The organism is Streptomyces sp. NPDC028314 (assembly GCF_055565795.1).
The window spans coordinates 292,231-316,385 of record NZ_JBVHTP010000008.1 but is presented as its reverse complement, the minus strand read 5'-3'; the positions used below and the strand labels follow the sequence as shown (position 1 = coordinate 316,385).

The 24,155-nt window shown below is 69.5% G+C and carries 17 protein-coding genes and 1 tRNA gene; 8 read left to right on the top strand and 10 right to left on the bottom strand.

The window, feature by feature from the left end; translation table 11 throughout:
• The first annotated feature begins 265 nt into the window (after positions 1 to 265).
• The 6 genes from ACZ4TG_RS20470 (at position 266) to ACZ4TG_RS20445 (ending at position 7,147) form a co-directional block, all read left to right on the top strand.
• The gene (locus ACZ4TG_RS20470) at positions 266 to 1,891 is read left to right on the top strand and encodes a D-alanyl-D-alanine carboxypeptidase family protein (protein ID WP_468164672.1); all 1,626 of its coding nucleotides are present in this window, start codon (positions 266 to 268) and stop codon (positions 1,889 to 1,891) included.
• 167 nt (positions 1,892 to 2,058) lie between these two features.
• Positions 2,059 to 3,984: an MFS transporter gene (locus ACZ4TG_RS20465; RefSeq protein ID WP_468164670.1), complete on the top strand. Its 1,926-nt coding sequence runs from the start codon at positions 2,059 to 2,061 to the stop codon at positions 3,982 to 3,984.
• Positions 3,985 to 4,082: 98 nt separating this feature from the next.
• Entirely contained in the window at positions 4,083 to 4,286 is a 204-nt protein-coding gene (locus ACZ4TG_RS20460) for a hypothetical protein (RefSeq protein WP_468164668.1), read from the top strand.
• Positions 4,287 to 4,545: 259 nt separating this feature from the next.
• Complete coding sequence (locus ACZ4TG_RS20455; RefSeq protein ID WP_468164666.1) at positions 4,546 to 5,229, top strand: sortase domain-containing protein; 684 nt, start codon at positions 4,546 to 4,548, stop codon at positions 5,227 to 5,229.
• Positions 5,226 to 5,903, top strand: a complete 678-nt coding sequence (locus ACZ4TG_RS20450) for a hypothetical protein (protein WP_468164664.1) — start codon at positions 5,226 to 5,228, stop codon at positions 5,901 to 5,903. The genes ACZ4TG_RS20455 and ACZ4TG_RS20450 overlap by 4 nt, the downstream gene beginning before the upstream one ends.
• Positions 5,900 to 7,147: an ATP-binding protein gene (locus tag ACZ4TG_RS20445; protein ID WP_468164662.1), complete on the top strand. Its 1,248-nt coding sequence runs from the start codon at positions 5,900 to 5,902 to the stop codon at positions 7,145 to 7,147. Before ACZ4TG_RS20450 ends, ACZ4TG_RS20445 begins: the two co-directional genes overlap by 4 nt.
• Positions 7,148 to 7,215: 68 nt before the next feature.
• Here the strand turns inward: ACZ4TG_RS20445 and ACZ4TG_RS20440 are convergent.
• From ACZ4TG_RS20440 to ACZ4TG_RS20425, 4 genes are all read right to left on the bottom strand, one after another.
• Positions 7,216 to 7,288: transfer RNA gene (locus tag ACZ4TG_RS20440), tRNA-Arg, on the bottom strand.
• Positions 7,289 to 7,706: 418 nt separating this feature from the next.
• Entirely contained in the window at positions 7,707 to 8,780 is a 1,074-nt protein-coding gene (locus ACZ4TG_RS20435; RefSeq protein ID WP_468164660.1) for a hypothetical protein, read from the bottom strand.
• Between the two features lie 534 nt (positions 8,781 to 9,314).
• Entirely contained in the window at positions 9,315 to 9,443 is a 129-nt protein-coding gene (locus ACZ4TG_RS20430; protein WP_468164658.1) for a hypothetical protein, read from the bottom strand.
• Between the two features lie 22 nt (positions 9,444 to 9,465).
• The gene (locus ACZ4TG_RS20425) at positions 9,466 to 9,963 is read right to left on the bottom strand and encodes an NUDIX domain-containing protein (protein WP_468164655.1); all 498 of its coding nucleotides are present in this window, start codon (positions 9,961 to 9,963) and stop codon (positions 9,466 to 9,468) included.
• Positions 9,964 to 10,149: 186 nt separating this feature from the next.
• Here ACZ4TG_RS20425 and ACZ4TG_RS20420 point away from each other — a divergent pair, with 186 nt between their 5' ends.
• Both ACZ4TG_RS20420 and ACZ4TG_RS20415 read left to right on the top strand, forming a co-directional pair.
• A complete protein-coding gene (locus tag ACZ4TG_RS20420) occupies positions 10,150 to 10,782 on the top strand; it encodes a hypothetical protein (protein ID WP_468164653.1) in 633 nt (210 codons plus the stop codon).
• 72 nt (positions 10,783 to 10,854) lie between these two features.
• The gene (locus ACZ4TG_RS20415; protein ID WP_468164651.1) at positions 10,855 to 11,943 is read left to right on the top strand and encodes a helix-turn-helix domain-containing protein; all 1,089 of its coding nucleotides are present in this window, start codon (positions 10,855 to 10,857) and stop codon (positions 11,941 to 11,943) included.
• Positions 11,944 to 12,052: 109 nt separating this feature from the next.
• Here the strand turns inward: ACZ4TG_RS20415 and ACZ4TG_RS20410 are convergent, their stop codons facing one another.
• From ACZ4TG_RS20410 to ACZ4TG_RS20385, 6 genes are all read right to left on the bottom strand, one after another.
• Complete coding sequence (locus tag ACZ4TG_RS20410) at positions 12,053 to 13,642, bottom strand: protein kinase domain-containing protein (RefSeq protein WP_468164649.1); 1,590 nt, start codon at positions 13,640 to 13,642, stop codon at positions 12,053 to 12,055.
• Between the two features lie 197 nt (positions 13,643 to 13,839).
• A complete protein-coding gene (locus ACZ4TG_RS20405; RefSeq protein WP_468164647.1) occupies positions 13,840 to 15,096 on the bottom strand; it encodes a hypothetical protein in 1,257 nt (418 codons plus the stop codon).
• Between the two features lie 130 nt (positions 15,097 to 15,226).
• Positions 15,227 to 18,424: a type I restriction endonuclease subunit R gene (locus ACZ4TG_RS20400; RefSeq protein ID WP_468164645.1), complete on the bottom strand. Its 3,198-nt coding sequence runs from the start codon at positions 18,422 to 18,424 to the stop codon at positions 15,227 to 15,229.
• A gap of 2 nt (positions 18,425 to 18,426) precedes the next feature.
• Positions 18,427 to 19,752: a restriction endonuclease subunit S gene (locus ACZ4TG_RS20395; protein ID WP_468164643.1), complete on the bottom strand. Its 1,326-nt coding sequence runs from the start codon at positions 19,750 to 19,752 to the stop codon at positions 18,427 to 18,429.
• Positions 19,749 to 21,758: a type I restriction-modification system subunit M gene (locus ACZ4TG_RS20390; RefSeq protein WP_468164641.1), complete on the bottom strand. Its 2,010-nt coding sequence runs from the start codon at positions 21,756 to 21,758 to the stop codon at positions 19,749 to 19,751. Before ACZ4TG_RS20390 ends, ACZ4TG_RS20395 begins: the two co-directional genes overlap by 4 nt.
• 90 nt (positions 21,759 to 21,848) lie before the next feature.
• Entirely contained in the window at positions 21,849 to 24,044 is a 2,196-nt protein-coding gene (locus tag ACZ4TG_RS20385) for an N-6 DNA methylase (protein WP_468164639.1), read from the bottom strand.
• Between the last annotated feature and the right edge of the window lie 111 nt (positions 24,045 to 24,155).

Below are 24,155 nucleotides of genomic sequence, written 5' to 3'. Positions count from 1 at the left end.
GACGTCGGATTCCGGTTCCGGTTCTGGTTCCGGGCAGAAGCCGTCGGGTGATCCGCGTGCCGCGTCCGGGAAGCCGGCCGAGGGTGACGGGCCTGCGGACGGTGAGCGTACGGCTGTGTTCCGGGCCGTGCGGCCGGGTGTTGCGGGGCCGAAGTCGGATTCCGGTTCCGGTTCTGGTTCCGGGCAGAAGCCGTCGGGTGATCCGCGTGCCGCGTCCGGGAAGCCGGCCGAGGGTGACGGGCCTGCGGACAGCGAGCGCACCGCCGTGTTCCGCGCCGTGAAGCCCGGTACCGGTACCGGCGCCGGCACCGCTCCCACCGCCAAGCCGGCCACCGCCAAGCCGGCCGACGCCGAGGAGCCCGCCGACAGCGAGCGCACCGCCGTCTTCCGCGCCGTCAAGCCCCCGCAGGCCGGCCGTCCCGTGCCGCCGAAGTCCGTCGGCGGCGAGCGGGCCAGTACCTTCGTGCCGCTGCGCGGTGATCAGGCCAAGCCGGCGGCGCCCCCGGCGCCGAAGCCGGCCCCCGCCGCCGCGCCCAGGCCGCCCGCGCCGCCCGCGCCCGCGGGCCCCAAGCCGGACACCGAGCGGACCACGCAGCAGCCGCTGCCGCCCAAGCCGCCGCTCGACATGCTCGCGGACCTCACGAACAACCCGCCCCCGCCGCCGAGCCCCATGCGCACGGTCGCCCGGCGGTTCAAGATCTACGCCCCGCTCGTCGCGCTGCTGGTGATCGTCCTGGCCATCGTGCAGCTGGTGCGGCCGATGCCCGAGCCGAAGCTCACGATGACGGCGAAGGGCTCGTACACCTTCGACGGCGGCGCCCCGGTCCTGCCGTGGCCCAAGGAGGGCCAGGGCTTCATGGCCGCCGCCGGCCTCGGCACCGTCGGCACCTTCGGCGAGCAGAAGCCGATCGCCATCGGCAGCGTGGCCAAGACCATGACGGCGTACGTGATCCTCAAGAGCCACCCCCTCAAGAAGGGGGAAAAGGGTCCGATGATCGACGTCGACAAGACGGCCGTGGACGACGGCAAGAAGGACTCCGAGGGCGAGTCCACCGTCAACACGCTGAAGGAGGGCGACAAGATCTCCGAGTACGACGCCCTCGCCGCGATCATGATCCCCTCCGCGAACAACATCGCGCGGCTGCTCGCCCGCTGGGACTCCGGCGGCGACCAGGAGGCGTTCGTCAAGAAGATGAACGAGACCGCCCGGGAACTCGGCATGGCCAACACCACGTACACGGACCCCTCGGGTCTGGACGCGACCACGGTCAGCACCGCCGAGGACCAGGTCAAGCTCGGCCTCAAGGTCGTCGAGATGCCGGAGCTGATCGACATCACCAAGAAGACGAACTGGGTCGACCCCTCCGGCAAGAGCTGGCGGAACTACAACGACCTGATCCCCTACAACGGCTCGCTCGGCATCAAGACCGGCTCCACCACGAAGGCCGGCGGCAACCTGCTCTTCGCCGCCGAGAAGAAGGTCGGCAAGACCAACCAGCTGATCGTCGGCGCCGTGCTCGGCCAGCACGGCGTGCCGATCCTCGGCACCGCCATCGCGGCCAGCAAGGACGTCATGCTGGCCACGCAGAAGTCGCTGACGGGCGCGGTCGTCGTCAAGAAGGGCGATGTCGTCGGGTACGTGGACGACGGTCTCGGCGGCCGGACCCCGGTCGTGGCGACGGCCGACGTGGAGGCGGTCGGGTGGCCGTCGCTCGGCGTCGACGTCAAGCTGGGTGGCGGCAACGCCAAGCTCCCGCAGACCGCGAAGGCCGGCACGGAGATCGGCGTGCTGACCGTCGGCGAGGGCGCCAGTCAGGTGAAGGTGCCGGTGGCGCTCAAGCAGGACCTCGTCACCCCGAGCCTGGGAAGCAAGCTGACCCGCGTCGGCTGACCGCTGCGGACTGATCCGCTCAGGCGCTCCGGGCAACCCCGGGGCGCCTGAGCACGTCTAGGAGGCGGAAGAACGGGACCCGCGCGCGTGCGGGATGTCGGATATCGGGTGTGTCGGGTGTGTCGGGTGTGTCGGGTGTGGGTGTGGGTGTCGGGAGAGCGTCGGAAGTGACCACCGCTGAGCAGCACAAGCAGGAGCAGGAGCAGTACGGGCAGCGCTCCGGCTCCGGCGTACCCGACGAAGGATCGGCTCCCGGCGCCCCAGCTCCCGGCGCCCCGGCTCCCGCCGCGGCCCCCGCTGCCGGGGACGGCGTCGGCATGGCGCGCCTCGCGCTCCGCTGGGCGTACGGGCATCCGGTGGCCGTCGCCGCCGCCGTGGCGGCCGTACTGCACGTCGTCTGGTTCTTCAGCTTCGCCAACAGCGGCGGGGACCTGGCCGCGCAGGACGCGTGGGCCGAGTTCGTGGGACGGCACCCCGACACGGCGTACAACCTCGCCTGGTACGGGGGGATGCACCCGGTCTCGTACAGCGTGGTCTCTCCGTACGTCATGCACATGATCGGCGTCCGGACCACGATGATGATCGCCGGGACGGTCTCGGCCGCGCTGCTCGCGCTCATCCTGACCCGCTGCCGGGGCACTGTCCGGCAGCCGTTGTGGCCGGCCTTGGCCGGGGTCTACGGGCTGCTGTGCAACGCCCTGTCCGGCCGGGTGACCTTCGGGCTCGGCGTGATGTTCGCGCTCGGCGCGGTCGCCGCCGTCTTCTGCTGGCCCCGGAAGTGGGCGGAGCGGCGGTGGGCCAAGGCCGCCGTCGCGGCCCCGCTGGCCGGGCTCGCCACCGCCTCCAGTCCGGTGGCCGGCCTCTTCCTCGGGGTGGTCGCGGCCGCGCTGTTCCTGAGCGGGCGGCGACCGGGCGCGTACACACTGGGCCTGCCCCCGGTGGCCCTGGTCGGGCTGTCGGCCTGGCTGTTCCCGTTCTCCGGTACCCAGCCGATGAAACTGGGCTCGGCCTGGCTGCCGTTCGTCTTCGGCCTGGCCATAGTGTTCCTCGTGCCCAAGCGGTGGAAGACGGTCCGGATCTCCTCCGCCGTCTACGCCCTCGGGGTGCTGCTGACCTGGCTGATCGACTCCCAGGTGGGCTCGAACGCCACCCGGCTCGTCATGCTGTTCGGCGGGGCGGTGCTGCTCTCGGCCCTCCCGTACTCCCTCCCGCGCTCGCGCCACCGGTACGCGCTGGTGCTCGCCGTCGTCGGGCTGAACTTCTGGATCACCTCCAACAGCGTCACCGACATCATCCGGACCACCCCGCTGGCCGCGTGGAACCGGGAGCTCGCCCCGCTGGTCGACCAGCTCCAGAAGGCGGGCGCGGACCGGGGGCGGGTCGAGGTGGTCCCGGCCAGCAGCCACCGCGAATCCTCCGCCTTCCCCTCGTACGTGAACCTCGCGCGCGGCTGGAACCGCCAGGCCGACCTGGAACGCAACCCGCTCTTCTACGACGACACCCTCGACGCGGAGAATTACCAGGCCTGGTTGGAGCGCTGGGCGGTGCACTACGTGGTGCTGCCCGCCGACAAGCCCGACTCGGGCGGCGTGGACGAGGCGAAGCTGGTGCGCCAGGGGCTTCCGTACCTCCAGCAGATCTGGGGCGACTCGAACTGGCGGCTCTTCAAGGTGAACGAGCCCACGGACCTGGTGGTCGGGCCCGCGAAGGTGGTGCGCGCCGGCGCCGACCAGCTGGTCATCGACGTGGAGCGGCCCGGGCGGGTACTGGTGCGGATCCCGCACTCGCCGTGGCTGGGGCTGGTGGACGGCGCGGGCAAGGCGGTCGCGCCGCCGCAGGAGACGGCCGCCTCGAAGCAGCGCCACGCGGCGGGCAAGAACCCCGGGCCGAAGGAGTACGTGAACACCGCCGGGTGCCTGTTCAAGGCGGATCCGGACGACTCCGGGGACGTGTGGACCGAGCTGCTGGCGCCGGCCGCCGGGCAGTACCGGGTGGCGGCGAAGTACCAGATCCCGCGGGGGACGCCCTGCCCGGAAGAACTGCTCTCCGAGGTCACGGGGTCGCCGGAACGGCCCGCTCCGGCCAGGCCATGATCGAGAGTTTTTACGTCCGGTCCGGGTGCGTCGGCCGATATATCTGCATACGATCCCAGTAGTCCGATTGGGTGCTTCCCGAGGGAGTTGACGACGGGATGAGCAAAGAGCAGAAGCAGGACGTCCAGGCGGTGATCGCGAAGGCGGCGGAGCAGGTCCAGCTGCCACACGCGCCGGGTCACGGCTTCGAGGGTCCGGTCCGGAGCAAGGTCAAGGGCGGAGCGCACACCAAGGCGGCCCTCAAGCGCGCCGGCACTCCGCAGGGCGACCGGATCGGCGAGCGCAGCAAAGGTCTGAGCTGACCCCCGTCGGCTGATCGTCCAGCCCTCCCGGCCCCGGCCGGGAGGGCTTGCGCTTGCCCGGCCCAGCGGGTCCGGGGGCTGTCCGGCCGCCCCTTAACGCCTTCGCGGGGGAGTGGCCGGACAACTGTTACATTGCCGACGGATGACCAGAACATGACCCTCGTAACGTCGTGACCGTCGCCCGGACGGGCCATCCGACCGGGTGGTCCGGCCGCCCGGACCGAGAGCACAGGCGACGCCGACCCGAGGGGAACCACCCATGCGCGCCGCCTTCCGTGAGCCGATGAGGCCCGGCGCCCCCGCGCCCGCGCCCGCCCGACCCGCCCGCGGCACCGCCCGGCGGGCAGCGACCGCCGCCGCCCTGGTGGCCGGCGTCTGCGGCGCCCTCGCGGCCTGCGGCGGCGGCGCCGAGCTCCCGCCGGCCCCCAAGGTGGGCAGCACCGCGGCCGCCTCCCCGGTCGTGGACGCCCGCCCGGCCCCGGCGCTGGAGAAGTCGAAGCCCACCGGCATGAAGATCGACGCCGCGGGCGTGGACGCGAGGCAGATGGTCGACCTCACGGTGGACCCGGGCACCGGTGAGCTGGGCGTACCCGACGCCGACACCGAAGCCGACCGGCCCGGCTGGTGGACCGGGGGCGTCACCCCGGGGGAGAAGGGCGTCTCCGTCCTCGTCGCGCACTTCGACACCCGGCACGGCCCGGCGCTGATGAGGAACGTCGAGAAGATCGAGCTCGGCGACCTCGTCGAGGTGCCGCGCGAGGACGGGAAGACGGCCAAGTTCAAGATCCGCGAGATCGAGGACGTGAACAAGAAGGACTTCCCGACCGACAAGGTCTACGGGCAGACCCAGCGCCCCGAGCTGCGCCTGCTGACCTGCGGCGGCGAGATCGAGGACGGGCACCGCACCGACAACGTCATCCTCTACGCGGACCTGGTGGCGTGAGCCGCCGGCTCCGTGCCGTCCGCCCCCTGCTGCTGCCCGCCGCGCTCCTCGCGCTGGCGGGCTGCGGCGCGGACGGGGGGCTCCGGCCCGCCGACGACGGCAAGCCCGCCACCCGGGCCCAGGGCCCGCTCCGCCTCTGGCCCGAGCGGCCCGCCGCCCCGCCGCAGAGCACGGGCGCGACCGCCGCCCGGCCCGCGCCGATACCAGGCGTCGGCGTCCCGGCCGGCCGCGCGCTGCGCGACGTACCGCCCCTGGAGATCCTGGAGGCGCAGCTCGCGCTCCTGCCGCAGGCCGGCCCGGCGCAGGAGGAACGGCAGTCCGTGCTGGACGACTGCGCCGAAGGCACGGGGACGCCCGGCTGCCCGCTGCGCGAGGCGCACTACCGCGATCTGACGGGGGACGGGCGGGACGAACTGATCCTCGGCGTCGACAGACCGGGACACGTCCTCAACGTCCGGGTCTACGCCGGCCGGGAGGACGGCCGGATCACCGAGATCATGGACGCCAGGGAGGGCGTGCTCAGCGTCGAGGCGACGGCACGCGACCTCATCATCCGGTCCACCGCCGTCATGCCGGGCACCGAGAACCGGTACGTCTGGACCTGGGATCCCGACCTGCAGGCCATGACACCGCGGGTGATCGAGACGGTCCGCACCCCGAAGGAGTCGCCGTGATCCGCCTCCCGGCCTGGACCTCCGCCCTCACCTGGAAGGCCGCCGTCTTCATCACCCTGATGTGCTGCGGGCTCGCGGCGCTGCTCGGCACGCTCGTGCACGGCGCGATGACCCGGCAGACCGTCGCCACCGCCCGCGACAAGGCACTCGGCAGGCTGGAACGCAACATCACGGCGTACGAGACCGGCGCGCGCGTCCCGCGCGGCGAGGGCATCGACCCCGCCGGCCTCCCGGCGGAGCTGCGGGAGCTGGCGGCGAGCGGCAGACGCGGCACGGCGGTCGGCGAGTACCGGGGCAGGGCCGTGATGTGGGCGGCCGGACCGGCCGACCACGACACCGTCATCGGGGCGGCCGTGGACTACGAGAGCAGCGAACGCAACATCGCCGACCTGAACCGGGCCATCCTCGGCTCCTCGGTGCTCGCCATCGGCGGCACCCTCCTGATCGGCGCCTTCGGCGTCACCCGCATCACGCGCCGCCTCCACCAGACGGCCCAGGTCGCCCGCCGGATCAGCGCGGGCGACCTCGACGCCCGCGTCGACGACTCCCCGCGCCGCAAGGACGAGGTCGCGGCCGTCTCCCGGGCCCTGGACACCATGGCCTCCTCGCTCCAGCGCAAGCTCGAAGCGGAACAGCGCTTCACGGCGGACGTCGCCCACGAACTGCGCACCCCGCTGACCGGCCTGAACGCGGCCGCCGAACTCCTTCCGCCGGGCCGCCCGGCGGAACTGGTCCGCGACCGGGTCCAGGCGATGCGCTCCCTGACCGAGGACCTGCTGGAGATCTCCCGCCTGGACACGCGCAGCGAGCGGATCGAACCGGACTCGTACGAGCTGGCCGACCTCGCGGCCCGCGCCATCCGCGCCTCCGGCACCGACACCACCCTATCCGTGCTCTCCCCGCAGTGGGTGGAGACGGACCGGCGCCGCCTCGAACGCATCCTCGGCAACCTCATCGCCAACGCCCACCGGCACGGCGCGGCCCCGGTCACGGTGACGGTGGACGGCCCGACGGTGACCGTGGCCGACTCCGGCCCCGGCTACCCGGACTACCTGCTGCGGACCGGCCCCCAGCGGTTCCGTACGGAGGGCATGAACAAGGGCCACGGCCTCGGCCTCACCATCGCCGCGGGCCAGGCCGCCGCCCTGAACGCCGCCCTCACCTTCCGCAACCGGCCGCAGGGCGGCGCCGAGGCCCGCATCACCCTCCCGACGGACGCCCCAACGGCCACCCCGGACACCTGACTTGCCCCGCCGCCCCCACGGCACGACGAAGGCCCCCAGCCGTGATCGGCTGGGGGCCTCGGTCCACGTGCCCTCGGCAGGATTCGAACCTGCGACACCGGCTTTAGGAGAGCCGTGCTCTATCCCCTGAGCTACGAAGGCGGGGGCTTGTCGAGAACCGTGTCGGAAACCCCGGTGGGGTAGTTCGACGCGGACTGACAAACGTCCTGGTCAGCTTGCGTGCGTATGCTGGCGGGGCGGCGTCCTGGCGGACACTTTCCCGGGCACACGCCTGGTAGCCGTCTGACCGCTGACAGCCTAGCGGATCAGGCTGCCCGTGGTCGCCTCGATTGACGTGCGCCTCGACCACGTCCATCTCGGGCCCTGTGACCTGCGCGTTTCGGCGATGTCGGGTGCGTAGGGCCTTTGTCGGGACGGTGGGGGCGTTGCCGAAGCGCTTCTGGATGTCCGTTTCGCGTCCGGGGTGGCTCTGGTCGGCTGTGGACCCGGGGCACGAAAGACGGCCGCGCCCTCTGTGGGCACGGCCGTCGCGGAGGCTGCGGGGGCTGTGGATCTCGGTCTATGCGGCCTTGCTGAGGTGGAGCTGGTGGCTGGTGGCGTTCTGGGAGAGGGCGAAGCCCAGGACGAACAGCTTCTGGCGTTCGACGCCGTAGGCGATCATGCGGCGGTTCCAGAGGCTGAGGTCGAACTGGCTGTGGACCGACTCGGAGTCGGCGCGGTACGGGTAGACGAGTTGGTGGGCCAGGGTGTCTTGCGGGATCTCCTGGAGGTGCTCGGCGCGGTGGAAGCCGCGCTCGCTGTCGCTCTTCAGGGGCCGGCCGCTGTCTACGCACCGCAGGGTGCGGTCCTCGGCGGTGGTGGTGATGCCGACGGGGACGCGGTAGTCGTGGGCCCGGTGCCGGCAGGGGATCCTCAGGCGGTGGTACCAGCGGCTCTTGGTGCTGCCGGCCCGGTGCTCGAGTTTGATGATCGGGACGGGTTCGAAGACGCGGGTACCGTCGTCGAGGCGGATGCTTTCGGCGATGCGGCCGTCGTTGCACCACAACTCGTGGCCGCTCCGGCAGGTCTTGATCTTCTCGTAGAAGACCGGGGTGAGCGACCCGTGCTGCTTGTTGACGGCGAGGAGGCCAAGCCGCGCGAGGGCGTCGCGGTGGACGCCTCGGAAGGCCCCGTCGTAGACGATGCCCATGCAGTGCGGAAGGGCGCTCTTGAGGGCGGTGAACTGCCGTACCGCGACAGCTGCTTCGTCCTCGTACTCGCCACCGGCGACGTGCGAGAAGGAAACGATCACGCGACTCCAGTACCCGTCGTCACGGCCTGAGGCGAAGAACCACTTCGTCCCGCGGACCTTCTTCTTCGCCTTATCGCCGTTCTCGTAGCAGGTGCGGGCAGCGGGGTCTACGCGGTGGTTGCGGATCTCCCCGGTGATCGGATCAGCGGTCATCTCCCTGCGAGCTTTGGAGGGGGCCTTGGGGACGGTGGCATCACCGACGATCAGCTGCCGGCGCTCGGGGCGGCTCCAGACCTTGGCGATGTCACCTGGGAACAGCCCTTGCCGCAGAGCCTGCTGGGTGGCGTAGCGGCGGAATTCTTCCTCGAGCAGGTCTATGCAGGGCACGAGGAGACTGGTCATCGCGTCTTGGTACTGGCCTCGGGACGGCGCGGTGAGGGGGAGCGCCGCCGCGGCCCGGCGGCCGAGGTGGCGTCGGATGCTGGCACGCACGCTGCGCCAGTCCTGGGGGCAGCCAGTAGACCCACTGTGGAGCGCTTGGATCCCGCGACGGGGGTGAGTGCGGCCATGATCAGGTAGACGATGGCGGGGTACTCGCGTGGGCATCCGACGGTGTTGGGCGGGGGGAGGAGCTCGGCCATCTCGTACAGGAGGGGGTAGTCGAGGCAGTCCCGCACACGAGCAACGGGGATCGCACTGCCAGTCGTACCCGACGACGGCTGCCGCGCGGTCGAGGGAACGCACACCGAGCTGTCTCCCAGGACGGCTCCGTTGATCCAGCCCTCGTCGAAACCGCGGACCCAGGCTTCCACCCCTGCCTCACCGTACGGCCGAGGAAGCCGCAGGACGGCTGTGTCCTGCGTGTACGGATACGAGTTCGGCTCGGGGGTGACGCTCCAGACGAGGCTGAGAACCGGTGAACACGCAAGGCTCACCTCACCGGGCACCTCTGTCCCGCACACCGCCGACCTGCCCGCGGTGCAGACCGACCGGCTCGCCGACGTCATTGAAGGGGTGGAACGGCTTCATGGGCGACAGCGCGGCGTCCCGAGGCGAATCAGACATGGCTCTCTCCTGCCTCCGGGGTCTACGACCACCCTCGGAGCGTGACCTGGGGGCCGCCGTGCAGGAAGGCTAGTAGGGCACTGCCCGACGTGTGGACGAATTCGCTCGGCAGGTCATCGACGCGGGCCCAGCGGACCTGGGAGTGCTTGTGGGGCTCGCGGTTCTCGGGCTCGCCGGTCCACTCGTGAGTGGCGAAGACGACCGCTAGGTAACCGTTGGGAGCCTCGACGCCCCAGGCGCCGTGGATGACGTGAACGACCTCGAGCGAGTCGGCCTTCACAGTGAGGCCGGTCTCCTCATAGAGCTCGCGGACTGCGCTTTCGGTGATCGGTTCACCCGGCTCGCTCTTGCCGCCAGGTAGGTCCCACAAGCCCTGGCCGAACTTGGCTTGCTCGCCGCGCTGGAGGAGCACGACGCGATGGGCGGCCCGGTCGTGGACGATGACCGCTGCGACCAGCAGGGTCATCGAGTCGAACGTCGGCTTGAGGTCCTGGGAGGGGCCGTTGGTCTGCTGAGTCACAGCGTTCCTTCTTCGGGCCGGCGACCAAGCGGGCCGCAGCGTGCTCTGAAGTCGTGCTTGGGTTGGCAACATTCGGCGGGCGGCAACTACGCATCATCTTAAGGCTCGTGGAGGGAAAACTTATAAAACTGACGCCTCGTTTGCGGTAGCCTCCTTATAACTTCCTGCCCAATCATCGGAGGCTCCGTGTCCGAAGGCGTCCATGCCCAGCTGGCGGCGCTGGGAACGAAGTTGGAGTACCTGCACCCGGCTCTGTATGCCGGCGAGGCGGCGCGGCGAACGGCCACCCCCAACCATCCAGCGAACACTGCCGGGACGCGCGCCTATCAGGAGCACGTGCGCATGCTGAGGGAAGCGCACATCCGCCACGAGGGGTGGAAGCGGCTTCTCCACGACCATCTCGAACTCGTCTGCAACCCGGAGAAGACGCTCGCCATCGGCACGATGGTCGGCGACGCGGCCACCGGTAGCGCGAGCCTCCACCCCACCAACCTCCACAAGAGGGGCGCCGCCACGGAGCGCGCCGCCGAACACAACGTCCAGCTCGGGCTCTTCCCGCCGCCCGTCGATCCGAACGAAGTCCTCCTCGATGAAGACGAGGCCCTGAAGCTCAAGACCTGGTTCCTGGTCTCGTACCGAGTGAAGGCCGAGGGCGGGGTGCGGATCCACAGCGAACTGTCGCTGCCCGGTCAGGTCGATCGCGGGTTCGTCGTGAAGTGGGAGCAGCGGATACTGCTGCCGGTCATCGAGATGGACGAAATCGAACTGTCGGACGAAGATGGACCCGACGAGATCGACATCTCCGTCGAGTTTCGCTGAGGCCCATCATGTGGGGTGGCCGCGATACTGGCCGCCCCACCCGCACCATCCGGATCCCGAGGCAGTCTCACCATGGTGACCCCGTCCCGCATCACGCTGGCCCGAAAGCGCCGGGGCCTGACGCTCGCCGAGCTTTCCCGACTCGCGGGGGTCTCGCTTCAGAGCCTGTCCAACTATGAGACCGGCCGGACGGCACCCCGACGTACCACCGTGGAGCGGCTCGCAGGCGCGCTCGGCTTCCCGGGAGACTTCTTCACCGGTCCGGAGATCGACGAGCTGCCCGCCGAGGGCATCTCGTGGCGTGCTCGAAGCAAGACTCCGGCCCGCACTCTTGATGCCGCGCGCGCCGCCGGCACGCTGGCCGCGCTCCTCTATGACTGGATCGAGGAACGCTTCCGTCTGCCGGTTGCCGACATTCCCTCTCTCGGCAAGCCCGACCCCGAGACCGCGGCCGAGATGGTCCGCACGGCGTGGGGGCTGGGGAGCTCCCCAGCACCCAACATGGTGCACCTCCTGGAGGCGCACGGCGTCCGAGTCTTCTCGCTCGCGCCCGACTATGCGGAAGTCGACGCCTTTGCTGTCTGGCGCGGGAGGACCCCGTTCGTCTTCCTGAACACGATGAAGTCCGCCGAGCGCAGCCGCTTCGACGCCGCCCACGAACTCGGACACCTCGTTATGCACGGCAGCGACCGAGAGTGTGCCGGTCCTGAGGCCGAGCGCCAGGCGAACGATTTCGCCAGTGCCTTCCTCATGCCTGCGTCGAGCGTGCTTGGCCACATGCCGGCTGGGGCCCACGTCGATCAGATCCTAAAGGGCAAGGTCATCTGGAACGTGTCCGCGATGGCCTTGACCTACCGCATGCACGACCTCGGACTCCTCACCGACTGGCAGTACCGTTCCGCCTGCACCGAGCTGAGCCAGCGGGGCTACCGCAAGGCGGAGCCCGAAGGCATGAAGAAGCGGGAGACGTCCCAGGTGCTCACCAAGGTCTTCCAGGGCCTGCGCTCCACGGGGATGAAACCGGCGGCGGTGGCCGCCGAGCTGGGCCTCACGCCGGACGAGATGAACAAGATGCTCTTCGGGCTGACCATGACGATGGTCGACGGCGGCGGCCAGCGGGCCGCATCGGAGCCTCGGCGCGCCCTGTCCCTGGTGCCCTGAATGGCCGATGCTCGTCCTCGGTTCCCCTGGGCGATGCGGATGGTGCGGATGCGCGGGTCCTTGGCCTGCTTCAGTGACTCCAGCCGAGCCTGCGAGGTGTACGAGCGGGTTACCTGGCAGCGTCGCCGTCGAGGTCCAGGCGGATCAGGGCCAGCGCCTCGGCGATCTCGACGGTCATCTCGTCGTCGGGGCCGAACACCATGCACATGTCCTGATGGAGCGGTTCGAGGACCTGCCTGGCTTCGCCGGCTTGGCCCTGGGCGAGCAGCAGCATCCCGATGTTGTGCCGCAGCTCCACCGCTTCCTCGCTCACGTCACTTTCGACGGCCCGCACCACGTTCAGCACGCCCTGGAGCGCGGCGAGCGCGTCGGTGACCTGGCCCAGTTCGGCGCGGCACCGGGCCGCCTGGGCGCGGCAGGCGCGGGACTGCTCGCCGGTGGGCCCGGCGATGCGGGCGTAGGCGTCGGCGAGGGCCTCGAACTCGGGCAGGGCGGCCCGGTAGTCGCCGCCGAGGAGGCGGATGGCCGCACGCTGGCGGCGCAGCGCCAGAACGGCCTTGCTCTCGGAGCCGAGGGCGAGGGCCGCGGGTTCGATGATCTCGCCGAGCACCTCGGCGGCCTGAGCGAAGCGCTCCTCCTCCAGCAGGGCGTCGGAATGGGCGTACGCCGCCCTGATGTCCTCGCGCAGTTGGGCGGGAACGGGCACCGGCCGGGCCCCCGGGAGGACGGCCGTGGGCGGCACATCATCAGGTACGGGCGACTGGGCGCGGGCGCGGGGCGCGAAAGGACGACGGAAGACGCCCGTCGGATCGGGCGCGCCGGCCGGCCCGGCGTCCGTCGCGCCGGGTTCCTGGCCCGGAGGCGGGAGAAACGGCAGCAGTCGCGCGTATACCTCCTGCGTGTCGGCGGGACGCGCCTCGGGCGCCTTGCGCAGCAGGTGCAGGACCAGCTCCTCCAGTGCCTCGGGGACGTCGGGCCGCAGCTGCCGCAGCGGGGCGGGGGCGGCGTTGACGTGCTGGTACATCAGCATGTACTCGCTGTCCGCCTCGAACGCGAGTCGTCCGCTGAGGAGTTCGTGCAGCACGCAGCCCAGCGCGTACAGATCGGTCTGCGGGGTGATGCGTCCGCCGCGGACCTGCTCGGGCGACATGTACTGGTGGGTGCCGATGGGGCTGCCGGTGGCGGTCAGCTTGGTGACGTCGGTGCGCAGGATGGCGGCGATGCCGAAGTCGAGGACCTTCACGGTGCCGTCGCGTGCGACGAGGATGTTGCCCGGCTTGAGGTCGCGGTGGATCACCGGGACGTCGTGCGCGTACGACAGTACGGTCGCGACCTGCGCGGCGACGGCGGCCGCCCAGCTGACCGGCAGCGGCCGGCCGGGGTCGAGGTAGGCCGACAGGGGCACACCATCGACGAGCTCCATCACCAGGAACAGCCGCTCGTACGACGCGTCGAGCACCGCGTCGTACACCTGCGGTACGCCGGGGTGCTGGATGCGCGCGGTGATGCGGGCCTCGCGGCGGAAGCGCTTGGCGAATTCCTCGGCCAGTAGCGGGGAAGTAACCGATGCCTGCCGGATGAGCTTCACGGCGACGGGCCGGTCGAGCACGGCGTCGTAGCCGCGCCACACGTCGCCCATGCCGCCGTGGCTGAGCTCCTCCAGGAGTTCGTAACGGTCGGAGATCGCCTCCTGCGGCACCTTGCCCCCGGTGTACGTGATGAACAGTCACGGTCAGGGGTCAAGTGTGACCGCAGGGGCGATCCGCCGTCCAGCGGTCACGGTGCGCAAGGGGCCACGGGATCACCGACTGCTGGTACCGGCACCCGCGTCCTGCACGGTGAGCCGAGACAACGAACGCCACCACTCCGGAGATCCGGGGGACCGACGGATCAGGCTCAGCCTTCCTGGGCGCGTTCCTCCTCGTCCCCGCGCCGACGGCGCGCCAGCTCGGCGATCCCGCTGGAGACCTTCCCCTTCACCGAGCCGGCCCGGTCGAGGGTCTCGTTGCCGAGGCTTCGGGCGGCACCGACGCCCTTTGCTCCTGTTTCGAGCGCTTTGTCCCTCGCCTCCGCGGCCGCTTGTACCCATCGTCTCGGATCCGATGACCGGCGGCCGGACTCGATCCCGAGCCGCCCGTGAAAGTCATGGACGCCCGTTGCGACATGGTTGCTCGACTGGACTATGGCCGGGGACTTGGTCGGGTGCAGCAGCACTTTCGCGTTGGCGGTGGCAGCAGCCGCATTCATCCGGGCCACCAGACGCTCGGTGCTCCGCGAGATGAGATCCAGCCGGTTCTGTCGGGCAGCCCGAAGCCCGAGGCGATGCCGGTCCAGCTCCTCCGGAGCCGCGTCCAGCACCCGGTCGAGTTCGAGCACGGCGATCGCGTCCTGAAGTTGGAAACAACGAGCCAGCACGGCGAGCCACTCCTGAGCCTTGGACTCGGCTTCGTTGGCCGCCGCGGCGAGATCGCCGATCTTGGACTTGCTCTTGTGCTCCACCTTCTCGGCGAGTGCGTCGAGTTGACGCAACGCGTACGCCTGGGTCTCTGCGATCGTCGCCGGCGCGGCCTGCACCTTTGACCACGTGACGTCGGAGACCCGGCCCACCTGCTCTCGGATGGTCATGGTCTCCTCGATCACGAAGTCCATGCCGATCATGCGGGCCACCGCAGCGTCCTTCTGGGCGCGGAGCACGTCGTCGACCTTCTCGTCGATCGCGGCGAGGTAGTCGGTGATCTCGTCCATGGTCTGCTGCATCGCGAACTGCGCCATGATCCCCGCGGCACCAGCCAGACGCGCCGGGTTGGACAGAAACGAACCGGCCCCCTTCTCGATCTGGAGCCACGACTTGATCGAGCCGGGTTTGCCCAACATCGCATGGCTGACGCCTGGCGTCTTGGTCTCCATCAGCCCGAACTTCTTGAGGCGCTGCGCGGACTCCGTGGTCAGCTTCACCCAGCGACCGGAATTGGCGGAGATCTCCGAACCTGCCTGCGCGACTGCAGCCCCGGTGTCGAAGACGGACTTGAGCCGTCCTGGTCCGAGGTCCTTCGACGGCAGTCCCTCGGAGGCGAGGAAGCGTTCGACATCCGTCGGATTCCCGATGACCGCCAGTCCATCACCGTCACTGATCAGCTGAATCGCGTTGTCCATTGCCCGCTCCTGAAGTGGCATTTCGCAGATGAGGGGTAGTGGGGTGAGCACGGCGATCGCCGTGCAGGGGGCAAGGTCTTCCTCCAGAGGGCGCCCCGGCCGGCGCTTCCGGCCGGGGCGTTCGTACACATCAGACGTCGTCGTCCAGGCCCTCCTCGCGGCGGATCATCCGCCAGGCGGCCTTGCGGGCGCTGCGGTCCAGGCTGGACTTGAAGCCCTTGTCGGGGCCGAAGTACTGGCGGCCCATGCCTGCGATGGTGTCGATGTGGTCGGCCATCTTGTCCGCGAAGACGTTGTCGAAGACGAGGCCGAAGTTCTCCTCGTCGTTGACGACGGCTGCCGCCCGCACCTTCGGGTCGGCCTTGGCCTCCTCGAACGGCCGAATGACGTCCTGCTCGGTGAACTCGGTGCCGAAGCGTTCGTTGAAGTCGTCGATCAACTTCGAGAGCAGCGACTTCTCCGCCTCCTTGGCACCACCCGTGCCGTCACCGAAGCCCTGCATCGTCGTCGGCCCCTCGGAAGTGAGGGAGACGTCGTACTCGCCGGTCTTCTCCACCCGCATGTGGCTGAGGTCGATCTCGCCGATGTCCACGCCGCCGTCCGCCCGGCGTGGCAGCCGGTTGAGGAGGTAGCGGCCGTAGAGGTGCAGCCGCTCCAGCTCGGCGTCCTGGTAGGGGACGATCTGCGCGAGGAAGCCGTATTTCCTGACGTAGTCGTTGAGGGCGGCACGGAAGTCCTCCGCGGCCTCCTGGTCGTCCGTGTCCTCGCTTTCGAGCAGGGGCGTGAAGCGGGCGACGGCGGGGGAGAGCTGCCGGTACAGCTCGGCGTGCAGCTTCTCCCACTTGGACTGTGAGCCCGCGGCCTTCTCCTTGGCGGCGAAGTACGCGGCGGCGAACTCGTCCATCTCCTGCCCGGACAGGATCGCCGCCTGCATGACCCGGCTCTGCGCGGTGTAGAGCAGGTTGGGGTCGGAGGGGAGGGTGTTCGCCTCCTCGAAGTACGGGCGGAAGGAGTCCTGTATGTCGTTGGCGTCGTTGACGAAGTCCAGGACCGCCAGGTCCGCCTGGGTCTTGCGCTCGGCGGTCCGGTTGAGCCGGGACAGGGTCTGGACGGCGGAGATACCGGTCAGCGACTTGTTGACGTACATCGTCGTCAGCAGCGGCTGGTCGAAGCCGGTCTGGTACTTCTCCGCCACGACCAGGATCCGGTACTCGCGCTGGCCCGCACCACCGGCCCGGGCGGCCTTGTCGTCGGCACGCGTGTACGCGAATGCCTTGGGCAGCGCGCTCTCCGACAGCCCGCCGTTCTCCTTCGGCTCGGTGGTCTCCTCGCCGTCGAGGGTGAGCGAGCCGGAGAACGCGACGAGGACCCCCAGGTCGGGGTACTTGGTGTCGTAGTCCCGGTCCTTGAGGTAGCTCTTGATCGCGCGGGCCATCTCCACGGCGGACTGTCGGGAGGCGGTCACCACCATGGACTTGGCCCGCCCGCCGAGACGCCCCCGGCTGTGTGCCACGAAGTGCTCCACGATCACCTGGGCGTGCTGGGCGACCGTCGAGTCATGGGTGAGCGCGTACCGGGCGAGCAGGCTTTTCGCCTTCGACGGGTCGACCTCCCGCTCGTCGGGGTTCTGGTTCACCAGCTTCCAGTACGTGTTGTACGTGACGTAGTTCCGCAGCGGGTCGAGGATGAAGCCCTCCTCGATCGCCTGCCGCATGGAGTACGTGTGGAAGGGCCGGTAGGCCGCCTTGCCGTCGATGTCCTGGAGCGTGCCGAAGAGTTCGAGGGTCTTGGCCTTCGGCGTGGCGGTGAACGCGAAGTAGGAGAGGTTCGCGGCACGGGAACGCTGCTCGGCCCTCTTCTTGAGCTGCTCGTCCAGGGTGGCGGCCTCGGCCTTGACCGTGGTCGCGCCCGCGTCGTCCGAGTCGGAGTCCAGACCGAGGTCGCGCAGGGCGGACCGTACGGCGGTGGCGGCATCACCGGACTGCGAGGAATGGGCCTCGTCCACGATGATCGCGAAGCGGCTGCCCTGGATTTCCGTGGGGTTGCGCTGGAGGTAGTCGAGCAGTGCCGGGAAGGAGTGCAGGGTGACGGTGACGATCTTCCCGGTGTCCCGGGAGAGGGCCTTGGCGAGCTGCTCGCCCTTCGCCCCGTACTTCTCGTCGATCTTCACGACGAGGCCGGCGGTCTGCTCGAAATTGCCGACCGTCTCCCGGAGCTGGGCGTCCAGGTTGCGGCGGTCGGTGATGACGATGACCTTGTCGAAGACCGGCACGCCCGGCTTGATGCCCTTGGCTATGGCCTCGGGGTCGAGCTCGCGTGGGTCGGTCGGAGTGTGCAGGTCGCTGAGGCGGTGCGCGAGCCAGCCAATGGTGTTCGACTTGCCGGAGCCGGCCGATGCCATGACCAGGTAGTCGTGGCCCGCGCCGTGGGTGGCGGCGTGCGTGGTCAGCTTCTTGACCGCGTCCCACTGCTGGAACCGGGGGAAGACCATCGTCTTCGTCGTGCCGCCGCCGGGCGTCTTGCTCTTGTGCAGGTGCACGAACCGCTGGAGCAGGTCCAGCCAGTTGTCCGGCTGCCAGACCTGCTCCCAGAGGTAGGAGGTCGCGTACGTGCCGTAGGCCGTGGGGGCCGGGTTGCCGGCGCCGCCGGGCTGGCCGGGGCCGTCGGATCCGGTGTTGAACGGCAGGAAGCGGGTGTTCTTGCCCTTGAGCTGGGTGGCGACGAAGACCAGGTCCGGGTCCACGGCGAAGTTCGCGACGACGCGCCGCGTGAAGATCAGCTCGGTGGGATCGCGGTCGGTGCGGTACTGCTCCTTGGCCTGCTCCACCCCCTGCTTGGTCAGCGGGTTCTTCAACTCGGCCGTGGCGACGGGGATTCCGTTGAGGAAGAGGGCGAGGTCGAGCCGGTTGCCCCAGTCGGCCTGCTTCGTCGCGTACTCGAGTTCACGGACGACGGTGAGACGGTTGGCCCGGTAGCCGTCCAGCACGGAGTCGTGGGCGACGAGGTTGGGCTTGAAGTACGCGACGCGGAGCAGGACGCCGCGATCCTTGACGCCGTTGCGGAGGACGTCGAGAAGCCCGTTGGTGGCGATGGCCTGGTCGAGGCGGCCGGCGAACCCGCGCTGCGCCTCGTTCGGGTCGCCGCCGTAGACGGTGAGCAGCTCGCTCCACTCGTCGGGCTGGGTCGCTCCGATGAAGGTGAAGAGTTCGTTGGTGTCCAGGCCGAGATCGGCCCGGTAGTCCTGCGGGCGAGTCTCGCGCCAGCCACGCTCGACCATGGCGGCGACGATGGCCTCGCCGAAGGCGGACTCCGTGTGGATGGGGCTCATGGCTAGGCGGTGACTCCGTCCGTTACGTTGCGCCCGCTGGCGGTGGAGACGTCGAACTGACCGGTTACGGCGGCGGTGATGAGGGCTTGGCGGCGCTCGGCGAGCAGTGCATCTCGCCTTTCAAGTTGCGACACCTGCACCCGGGTGGATTTCTCAGCATCCCGAAGTTGACTCGTGATCTGGAGCTGCATTGCCGCATTTGGTGCAGGAATTCGCAACTGGCGGACCAACTCTTGGCTAAGGTTGGGCTGGCCAGCGCCAACGGCTTGGGCCACGATCCCATCCTTGTGTCCGCGAAACCAATAGAAGGCAAACTCGGTCGAGATTCTCCCAATGGGAACTAGCGCGCAACACGCCTGATTTAGGCATGAATCGAAATCAAGAATTCCCACTCTTCCCTTTGTGGCGCCCTGGCCGTACAGGGCCACCACGAGTGCTCCCGCTCGATGTACCGTCAACGCAGAGAAATCGAGCAGTGCTTTCTTTGTGACGCTCTTATCGATCCGCCCAATCAAGCCATCTCTAACATCTGCACTGTTGACCCAAGGATAGGGGCCATCGAAGTATGAAGCATCGCTCGACGTTGGCGTAGTGCCACTCGCGGTGCGAAATTCCTGGCTGACCTTACGGAGATTCCATCCACGATGCATCCTTGGCATCCAAGGGACACCGGTTTCTGTCGCGGGACCTTGGCCGACCGTCGTCTCCCGGCGCATGAACTCCTTGAATCGATGGCCAAGGAGTTCTACTTGTCGCTGGCTGCAGCGACGCATATCGTCGATGCGGGCGGTCTCGGCGTCGAGGAAGCCAGCGATGCGGCGCTGCTCCTCCAGCGGAGGCAGGGGAACCGGCGCGTCGCCGAGCCGGTCTCGGTTGAGTTCGATCTGGTTTGTCGCCCCGACCACGAGGGCCGCGTACACGTACTCTTGGAACGGCCGTGAACTGAGCCAGTAATAGGAGAATCGAGCATCCAACTCGTCGGGCTTTGCCCGCGCGATCGTGACATGGCTGTCCGCCATGCAGGGGAGCCCGTCCGGCGAATCGGTGAAGTATCCGACACGGCCCAGAGTGCCTGTGCCCGTGGAGTTGATGAGCACATCGTTCGGGCGCAAGTTGCCCTTGAGGTTCTTCGGGTTTCCGCTGAAGTCATGGAAGCGAGTGCGCGACCAGTCTAGACCGCTGGCTTGGTTCGAGGCCTGACTAATTGCCCGTACGGGTCCGACATCCACGTAGTCCGGAGCAGACCCACGATTCAACATTGCTGTCACGTGCTTCAGCGGAGCGGCGGACCAAGAGGTCGGGAGGGTAACGCCCAGCACGGTGCTCATTCCGTCACCTCGCCCAGCAGCCCCTGAATCTCCGCCTCCAGCGACTTCAACTCCGCGTCGATCTCAGCCAGCGGCCTCGGCGGCTCGTAAACATAGAAATGCCGAGTGAACGGAATCTCGTAGCCGATCTTCGTCTTCGAGTGGTCGATCCATGCGTCCGCGACGTGCGGCAACACTTCGCGCTTGAGGTAGTCCTCGACATCCTTGCCGAGCGGAACGTTCTCGTAGTCTCGCAGGTCCGCGTCCGGCTCCGGCGTGCCCTTGACCTTCTGGACCTCGCCCTCGGGGTCCCGGACGCCGATCGTCTCCCGTACCGCCTTCGCGAACGGCGCTCCCGAGGGCCAGGTCAGGCCGGCCTCGACCACCGCGTCCTTAAGCGCAATGAACGCCTCGGACTTCGTCGTCCAGGACGAGCCGAGCAACGTACGCACCGCCGCGACGACCTCCTCACTCCGTTCCAGCCGCGCCACCGGCTTGGCTTCCTCTAGAGCCGCCAACGTCTCCTCCGTGACTTCGAAGCGCAGCTTGAGCGGGCGTTCGACGGTGATGCGCTGGTAGCCGAAGTCCTCGTTGGCGATGACCTTGACCTTCCCGTGCAGCGGGTGCCCGGGGTCCTTCGCGACCTGCAGCGCCTCCGCGTACAGCCGGGTGATGTTGCCGATGTGGTCGGGGCGGCCGTTCGTTCCGTCGCCGAGTTCCTTGCGTTTGTCGCCGAGCGACTTGCGCATCTTCTGCCATTGGTCGCGCGCATCGAGCAGGACGACCCTGCCCTTGTGGTCGGCGTCCTTGCGGTTGGTGAGGATCCAGAAGTAGGTGGAGATGCCGGTGTTGTAGAAGAGCTGGTCGGGGAGGGCGACGATCGCCTCCAGCCAGTCGTTCTCCAGGATCCAGCGGCGGATGTTGGACTCGCCGGATTCGGCCGCACCCGTGAAGAGCGGGGAGCCGTTGAAGACGATGGCGATGCGGGAGCCGCCTCCGCCGTTGACGTCCACCGGCTTCATCTTCGAGATCATGTGCTGGAGGAAGAGCAGCGAGCCGTCATTGATGCGCGGCAGGCCGGCGCCGAAGCGGCCGGCGTCGCCGAGCGACTTGTGTTCGTACTCGACCTCCTCCTTGACCTTCTTCCACTCCACGCCGAACGGCGGGTTGGCGAGGATGTAGTCGAACTTCCGGCGGGCGTGGCCGTCGTCGGAGAAGGAGTTGCCGAAGCGGATGTTCTCCGGGTCCTGGCCCTTGATCATGAGGTCGGAACGGCAGATCGCCCAGGACTCGGGGTTGAGCTCCTGCCCGTACACCTCGACCGTCGCGTCCGGGTTGAGGGCCAGGATCCGGTCGTCGGCGGCGCTGAGCATGCCGCCCGTGCCGCAGGCCGGGTCCATGACCGTGCGGACGACACCGGGCAGACTGAGGGCGTCCGCGTCGGGCGCCACCAGCAGGTTGACCATCAGCTTGATGACCTCGCGCGGGGTGAAGTGCTCACCCGCGGTCTCGTTAGACTGCTCGGCGAAGCGGCGGATCAACTCCTCGAAGATGTAGCCCATGTTGTGGTTGGGCACGACATCGGGGTGCAGGTCGAGGTCGGTGAACTTGCCGATGACCTGGTAGAGCAGGTTCGCGCCGTCGAGCTTCCTGACCTGCTGGTTGAACTCGTACTTGTCGAGGACCTCGCGGGCGTTGTCGGAGAAGGCGCCGACGTAGATCTGCAGGTTCTTCGCCGCGTTCTGCGGGTCGGCTGCGATCTTCCGCAGCGTGAGGTCGCTCTTGTTGTAGAAGGAGTTACCCGAGGCCTTGCGCAGGAAGTGGTCGGTGTCGATTTCCTGGCCCGCGAACTTGGCGACGGTTTCGACGACCTTCTCGCGTGTCGGCTCCAGGACGCACTCCAGGCGGCGCAGCACGGTGAACGGCAGGATGACCTTGCCGTAGTCGGACTGTCGGTAGTCACCGCGCAGGAGGTCGGCGACGGACCAGGCGTGATTTGCCAGCTCCGTGTGCTTACTGATGTTCAAGAGGTCCAGGCTTCCTTCCGAAGAGCACCATCCGGGCGGGGGATGGCAAGGATCCAGTGTGGTCGCATGCGGTGGGACGCGTCGGGTGTTTCAGGCAGAACGGATGTCCGGGGTGTCCGGTGGCAGGAGTACGCCGGCGGTCAGGCCGGTGGTGAGGGTGGCCGCGGTGTCGGCGGCGAGGTCGGCGGTTCGGCGGACGGCTGCGCGCAGTTCGTGCACGCGGCGGAAGGCCTCCCCGTAGCGCCGCTGTTCTTCCAGAGGTAGCAGCGGCACGCGTAGGCGGCCCGGTGTGACGTGTACGAGGCTGCTGCCGGTCGACGCGGAGGCGATGTTGTCCTCGGCGCCGAGGAACCCGGCCAGGAACCACGGGTCGAGGCGGGCGGGGTCGGGGCGCAGGAGGTGGATGTGCTGCCCTAGCAGGGCTCCGGCGTCCCGGTCGTCCGCCACCCGGGTCATTGCGGCCGCGTTGCCGCCGCCCGCGACGGCGCGTACGAGGACGTCCCCGGCGGCCACGGGTTGCACGGCGTCCGTGTGGATGTCGACAGCCGTGCCGGACGGCGGGTTTCCGGCCGCGATGTCGCGGGCGGCGAGGACCGGCCGCTCCACGGCGGGGGCGTCGGAGCCCTTGGAGCCCCGGGTGCCGGGCGTCGCCGCCCGCAGCACGGTCAGGGCTCCGCCGCGTGCCAGGTCGGAGACGGTCGCCGTACGCCACTCGCGGGCCGAGGCCCCGGACGGTTGCCACCCGCCGGAGGCGGAGGAGGCCGCCAGCGCGGTGACCTGTTCGGCCAGTTGTCCGTGCAGGTCGTGAACGCGGCGGGCCAGGGCGGCCGGGTCGATGTCGGCCGCGGTCGCCCGGACATGGCGGGCCGGGGTGACGTCGACGACGTCGTCGAGGAGGTCGACGAGCGGCACCGCGCGGGCGACGCCCGGCTCGTCGGCGTAGGCGTCGGGTGCGGTGGTGAACGCGGCCCACTGGCCTAGGACCCGCTCCGTCAGCCCCGGCCAGTCGAAGGAGGCGGCGGAGGAGGAAACGGTGGAAGAGGACGAGCCGGAGCGGCGGGTGCGTGAGCCGCCACGGGTGCCGGTTTCGGCCGTGGCCGTGTCTGTGGCGGGCGCCGTGCCCGGGGCGCCGTCCCGCTGCTCGCCCTCCCCGTCGACGAACAGCACCGTCGTACGGTCCGTGCCGCCCGGCTCGGGGCGTTGGAACACCCAGATCTGCAGGCCGATGTGGAGCGGATACGCGGCACGCGCCGGAAGGGACACGACGGCGCGCAGGGCCCCGCCGCGGATGAGTTCCGCGCGGACGCGGCGGCCGGAGGAGCGGAAGGCGAGCGCGGGCGGCAGCAGCATGACCGCGTGGCCGCCGGGCTCCAGGTGCGCGAGGGCGTGCTGCACCCAGGCCAGTTCGGACTCGAAGCGCGGCGGAAGTCCGTACGCCCACCTCGGGTCGTAGGCCAGCTCGTCGTGACCCCAGTCCCGGTCGCCGAACGGCGGGTTGCACAGGACGGCGTCCACGGTGACGTCGGGAAAGGCGTCGTCGCGCAGGCTGTCGCCGACGCGGATCGTCGTCTCTGCTTCGGGTGCGGCCAGCAGCAGCCGGACCGCGGTGCGCCGGCCCTGGACGGGGAGCGAGTCCTGGCCGAACAGCTTCCGCGCGCCCTGCCGGGCCGCGGCAGCCAAGAGCGTGCCGCTGCCGCAGGCGGGGTCGAGGACGCGGGACGCGTCGGCGGGCAGGAGCCGTGCCATGAGCAGGGCCAAGCTCTTCGGGGTTTGGTAGACGCCGCTGGCGGCGCCCTCGTCCAGTTCGCGTTCGGCGAGGACGTCGACGGCGGCCTGTGGCCCCGCCTCACGGACGCAGCCCAGCAGCGCGCGGACCGCGTCCGCGTCGTCCGGACCGTAGCGGACCGGCTCGGCCTCGGGCACGGCGGCTGGAAGCTTGCCCGCGGTCTTCTCCGCCAGGGCGATCAACCGGTCGTCGGGGAGGGCGGCGAGTTCGGCCAGCTCCTCCGGTGTGCGGCGGGACGCGCCGGCCGCCAGTGGGAACAGTCGCGCGGCCACTCCCGAGCCGGGGCCCAGCAGTCGGAGCGCCGTACGCAGTTCCTCGGTCGGCGAGGCGGTGGAGGTGTGCCCGCGGCCCCGCAGCCAGGCCTGGACGGCCGGCAGGTCGTAGAGCGGGCTGGATTCCGTGCCTGCGCTGGGAGCCGGGAAGTCGTCGTGGCGGCGGCGCCAGTTGCTGACGGTGGCGCGCGTGACCCCTGCGATACGGGAGATCTCGGCGGCTGTCACATGCGCTGAGGGCGCCGGTCGGGCTGGTGGCTGCTGGGGCATGGCGTGGGGCTCCGCACCTCTCGGGCCAGTCGGACAGGGACGGTTAACAGATTACAACAGTCGTCAAAT

What these genes read in the sequence shown, in the direction of transcription:
- ACZ4TG_RS20460 (WP_468164668.1), top strand. Translation starts at nt 4,083, where the DNA reads ATGAGCAAAGAGCAGAAGCAGGACGTCCAGGCGGTGATCGCGAAGGCG.
- ACZ4TG_RS20455 (WP_468164666.1), top strand. Translation starts at nt 4,546, where the DNA reads ATGCGCGCCGCCTTCCGTGAGCCGATGAGGCCCGGCGCCCCCGCGCCC.
- ACZ4TG_RS20435 (WP_468164660.1), bottom strand. Translation starts at nt 8,780, where the DNA reads ATGACCAGTCTCCTCGTGCCCTGCATAGACCTGCTCGAGGAAGAATTC.
- ACZ4TG_RS20430 (WP_468164658.1), bottom strand. Translation starts at nt 9,443, where the DNA reads ATGTCTGATTCGCCTCGGGACGCCGCGCTGTCGCCCATGAAGCCGTTC.
- ACZ4TG_RS20415 (WP_468164651.1), top strand. Translation starts at nt 10,855, where the DNA reads ATGGTGACCCCGTCCCGCATCACGCTGGCCCGAAAGCGCCGGGGCCTG.
- ACZ4TG_RS20405 (WP_468164647.1), bottom strand. Translation starts at nt 15,096, where the DNA reads ATGGACAACGCGATTCAGCTGATCAGTGACGGTGATGGACTGGCGGTC.
- ACZ4TG_RS20400 (WP_468164645.1), bottom strand. Translation starts at nt 18,424, where the DNA reads ATGAGCCCCATCCACACGGAGTCCGCCTTCGGCGAGGCCATCGTCGCC.
- ACZ4TG_RS20395 (WP_468164643.1), bottom strand. Translation starts at nt 19,752, where the DNA reads ATGAGCACCGTGCTGGGCGTTACCCTCCCGACCTCTTGGTCCGCCGCT.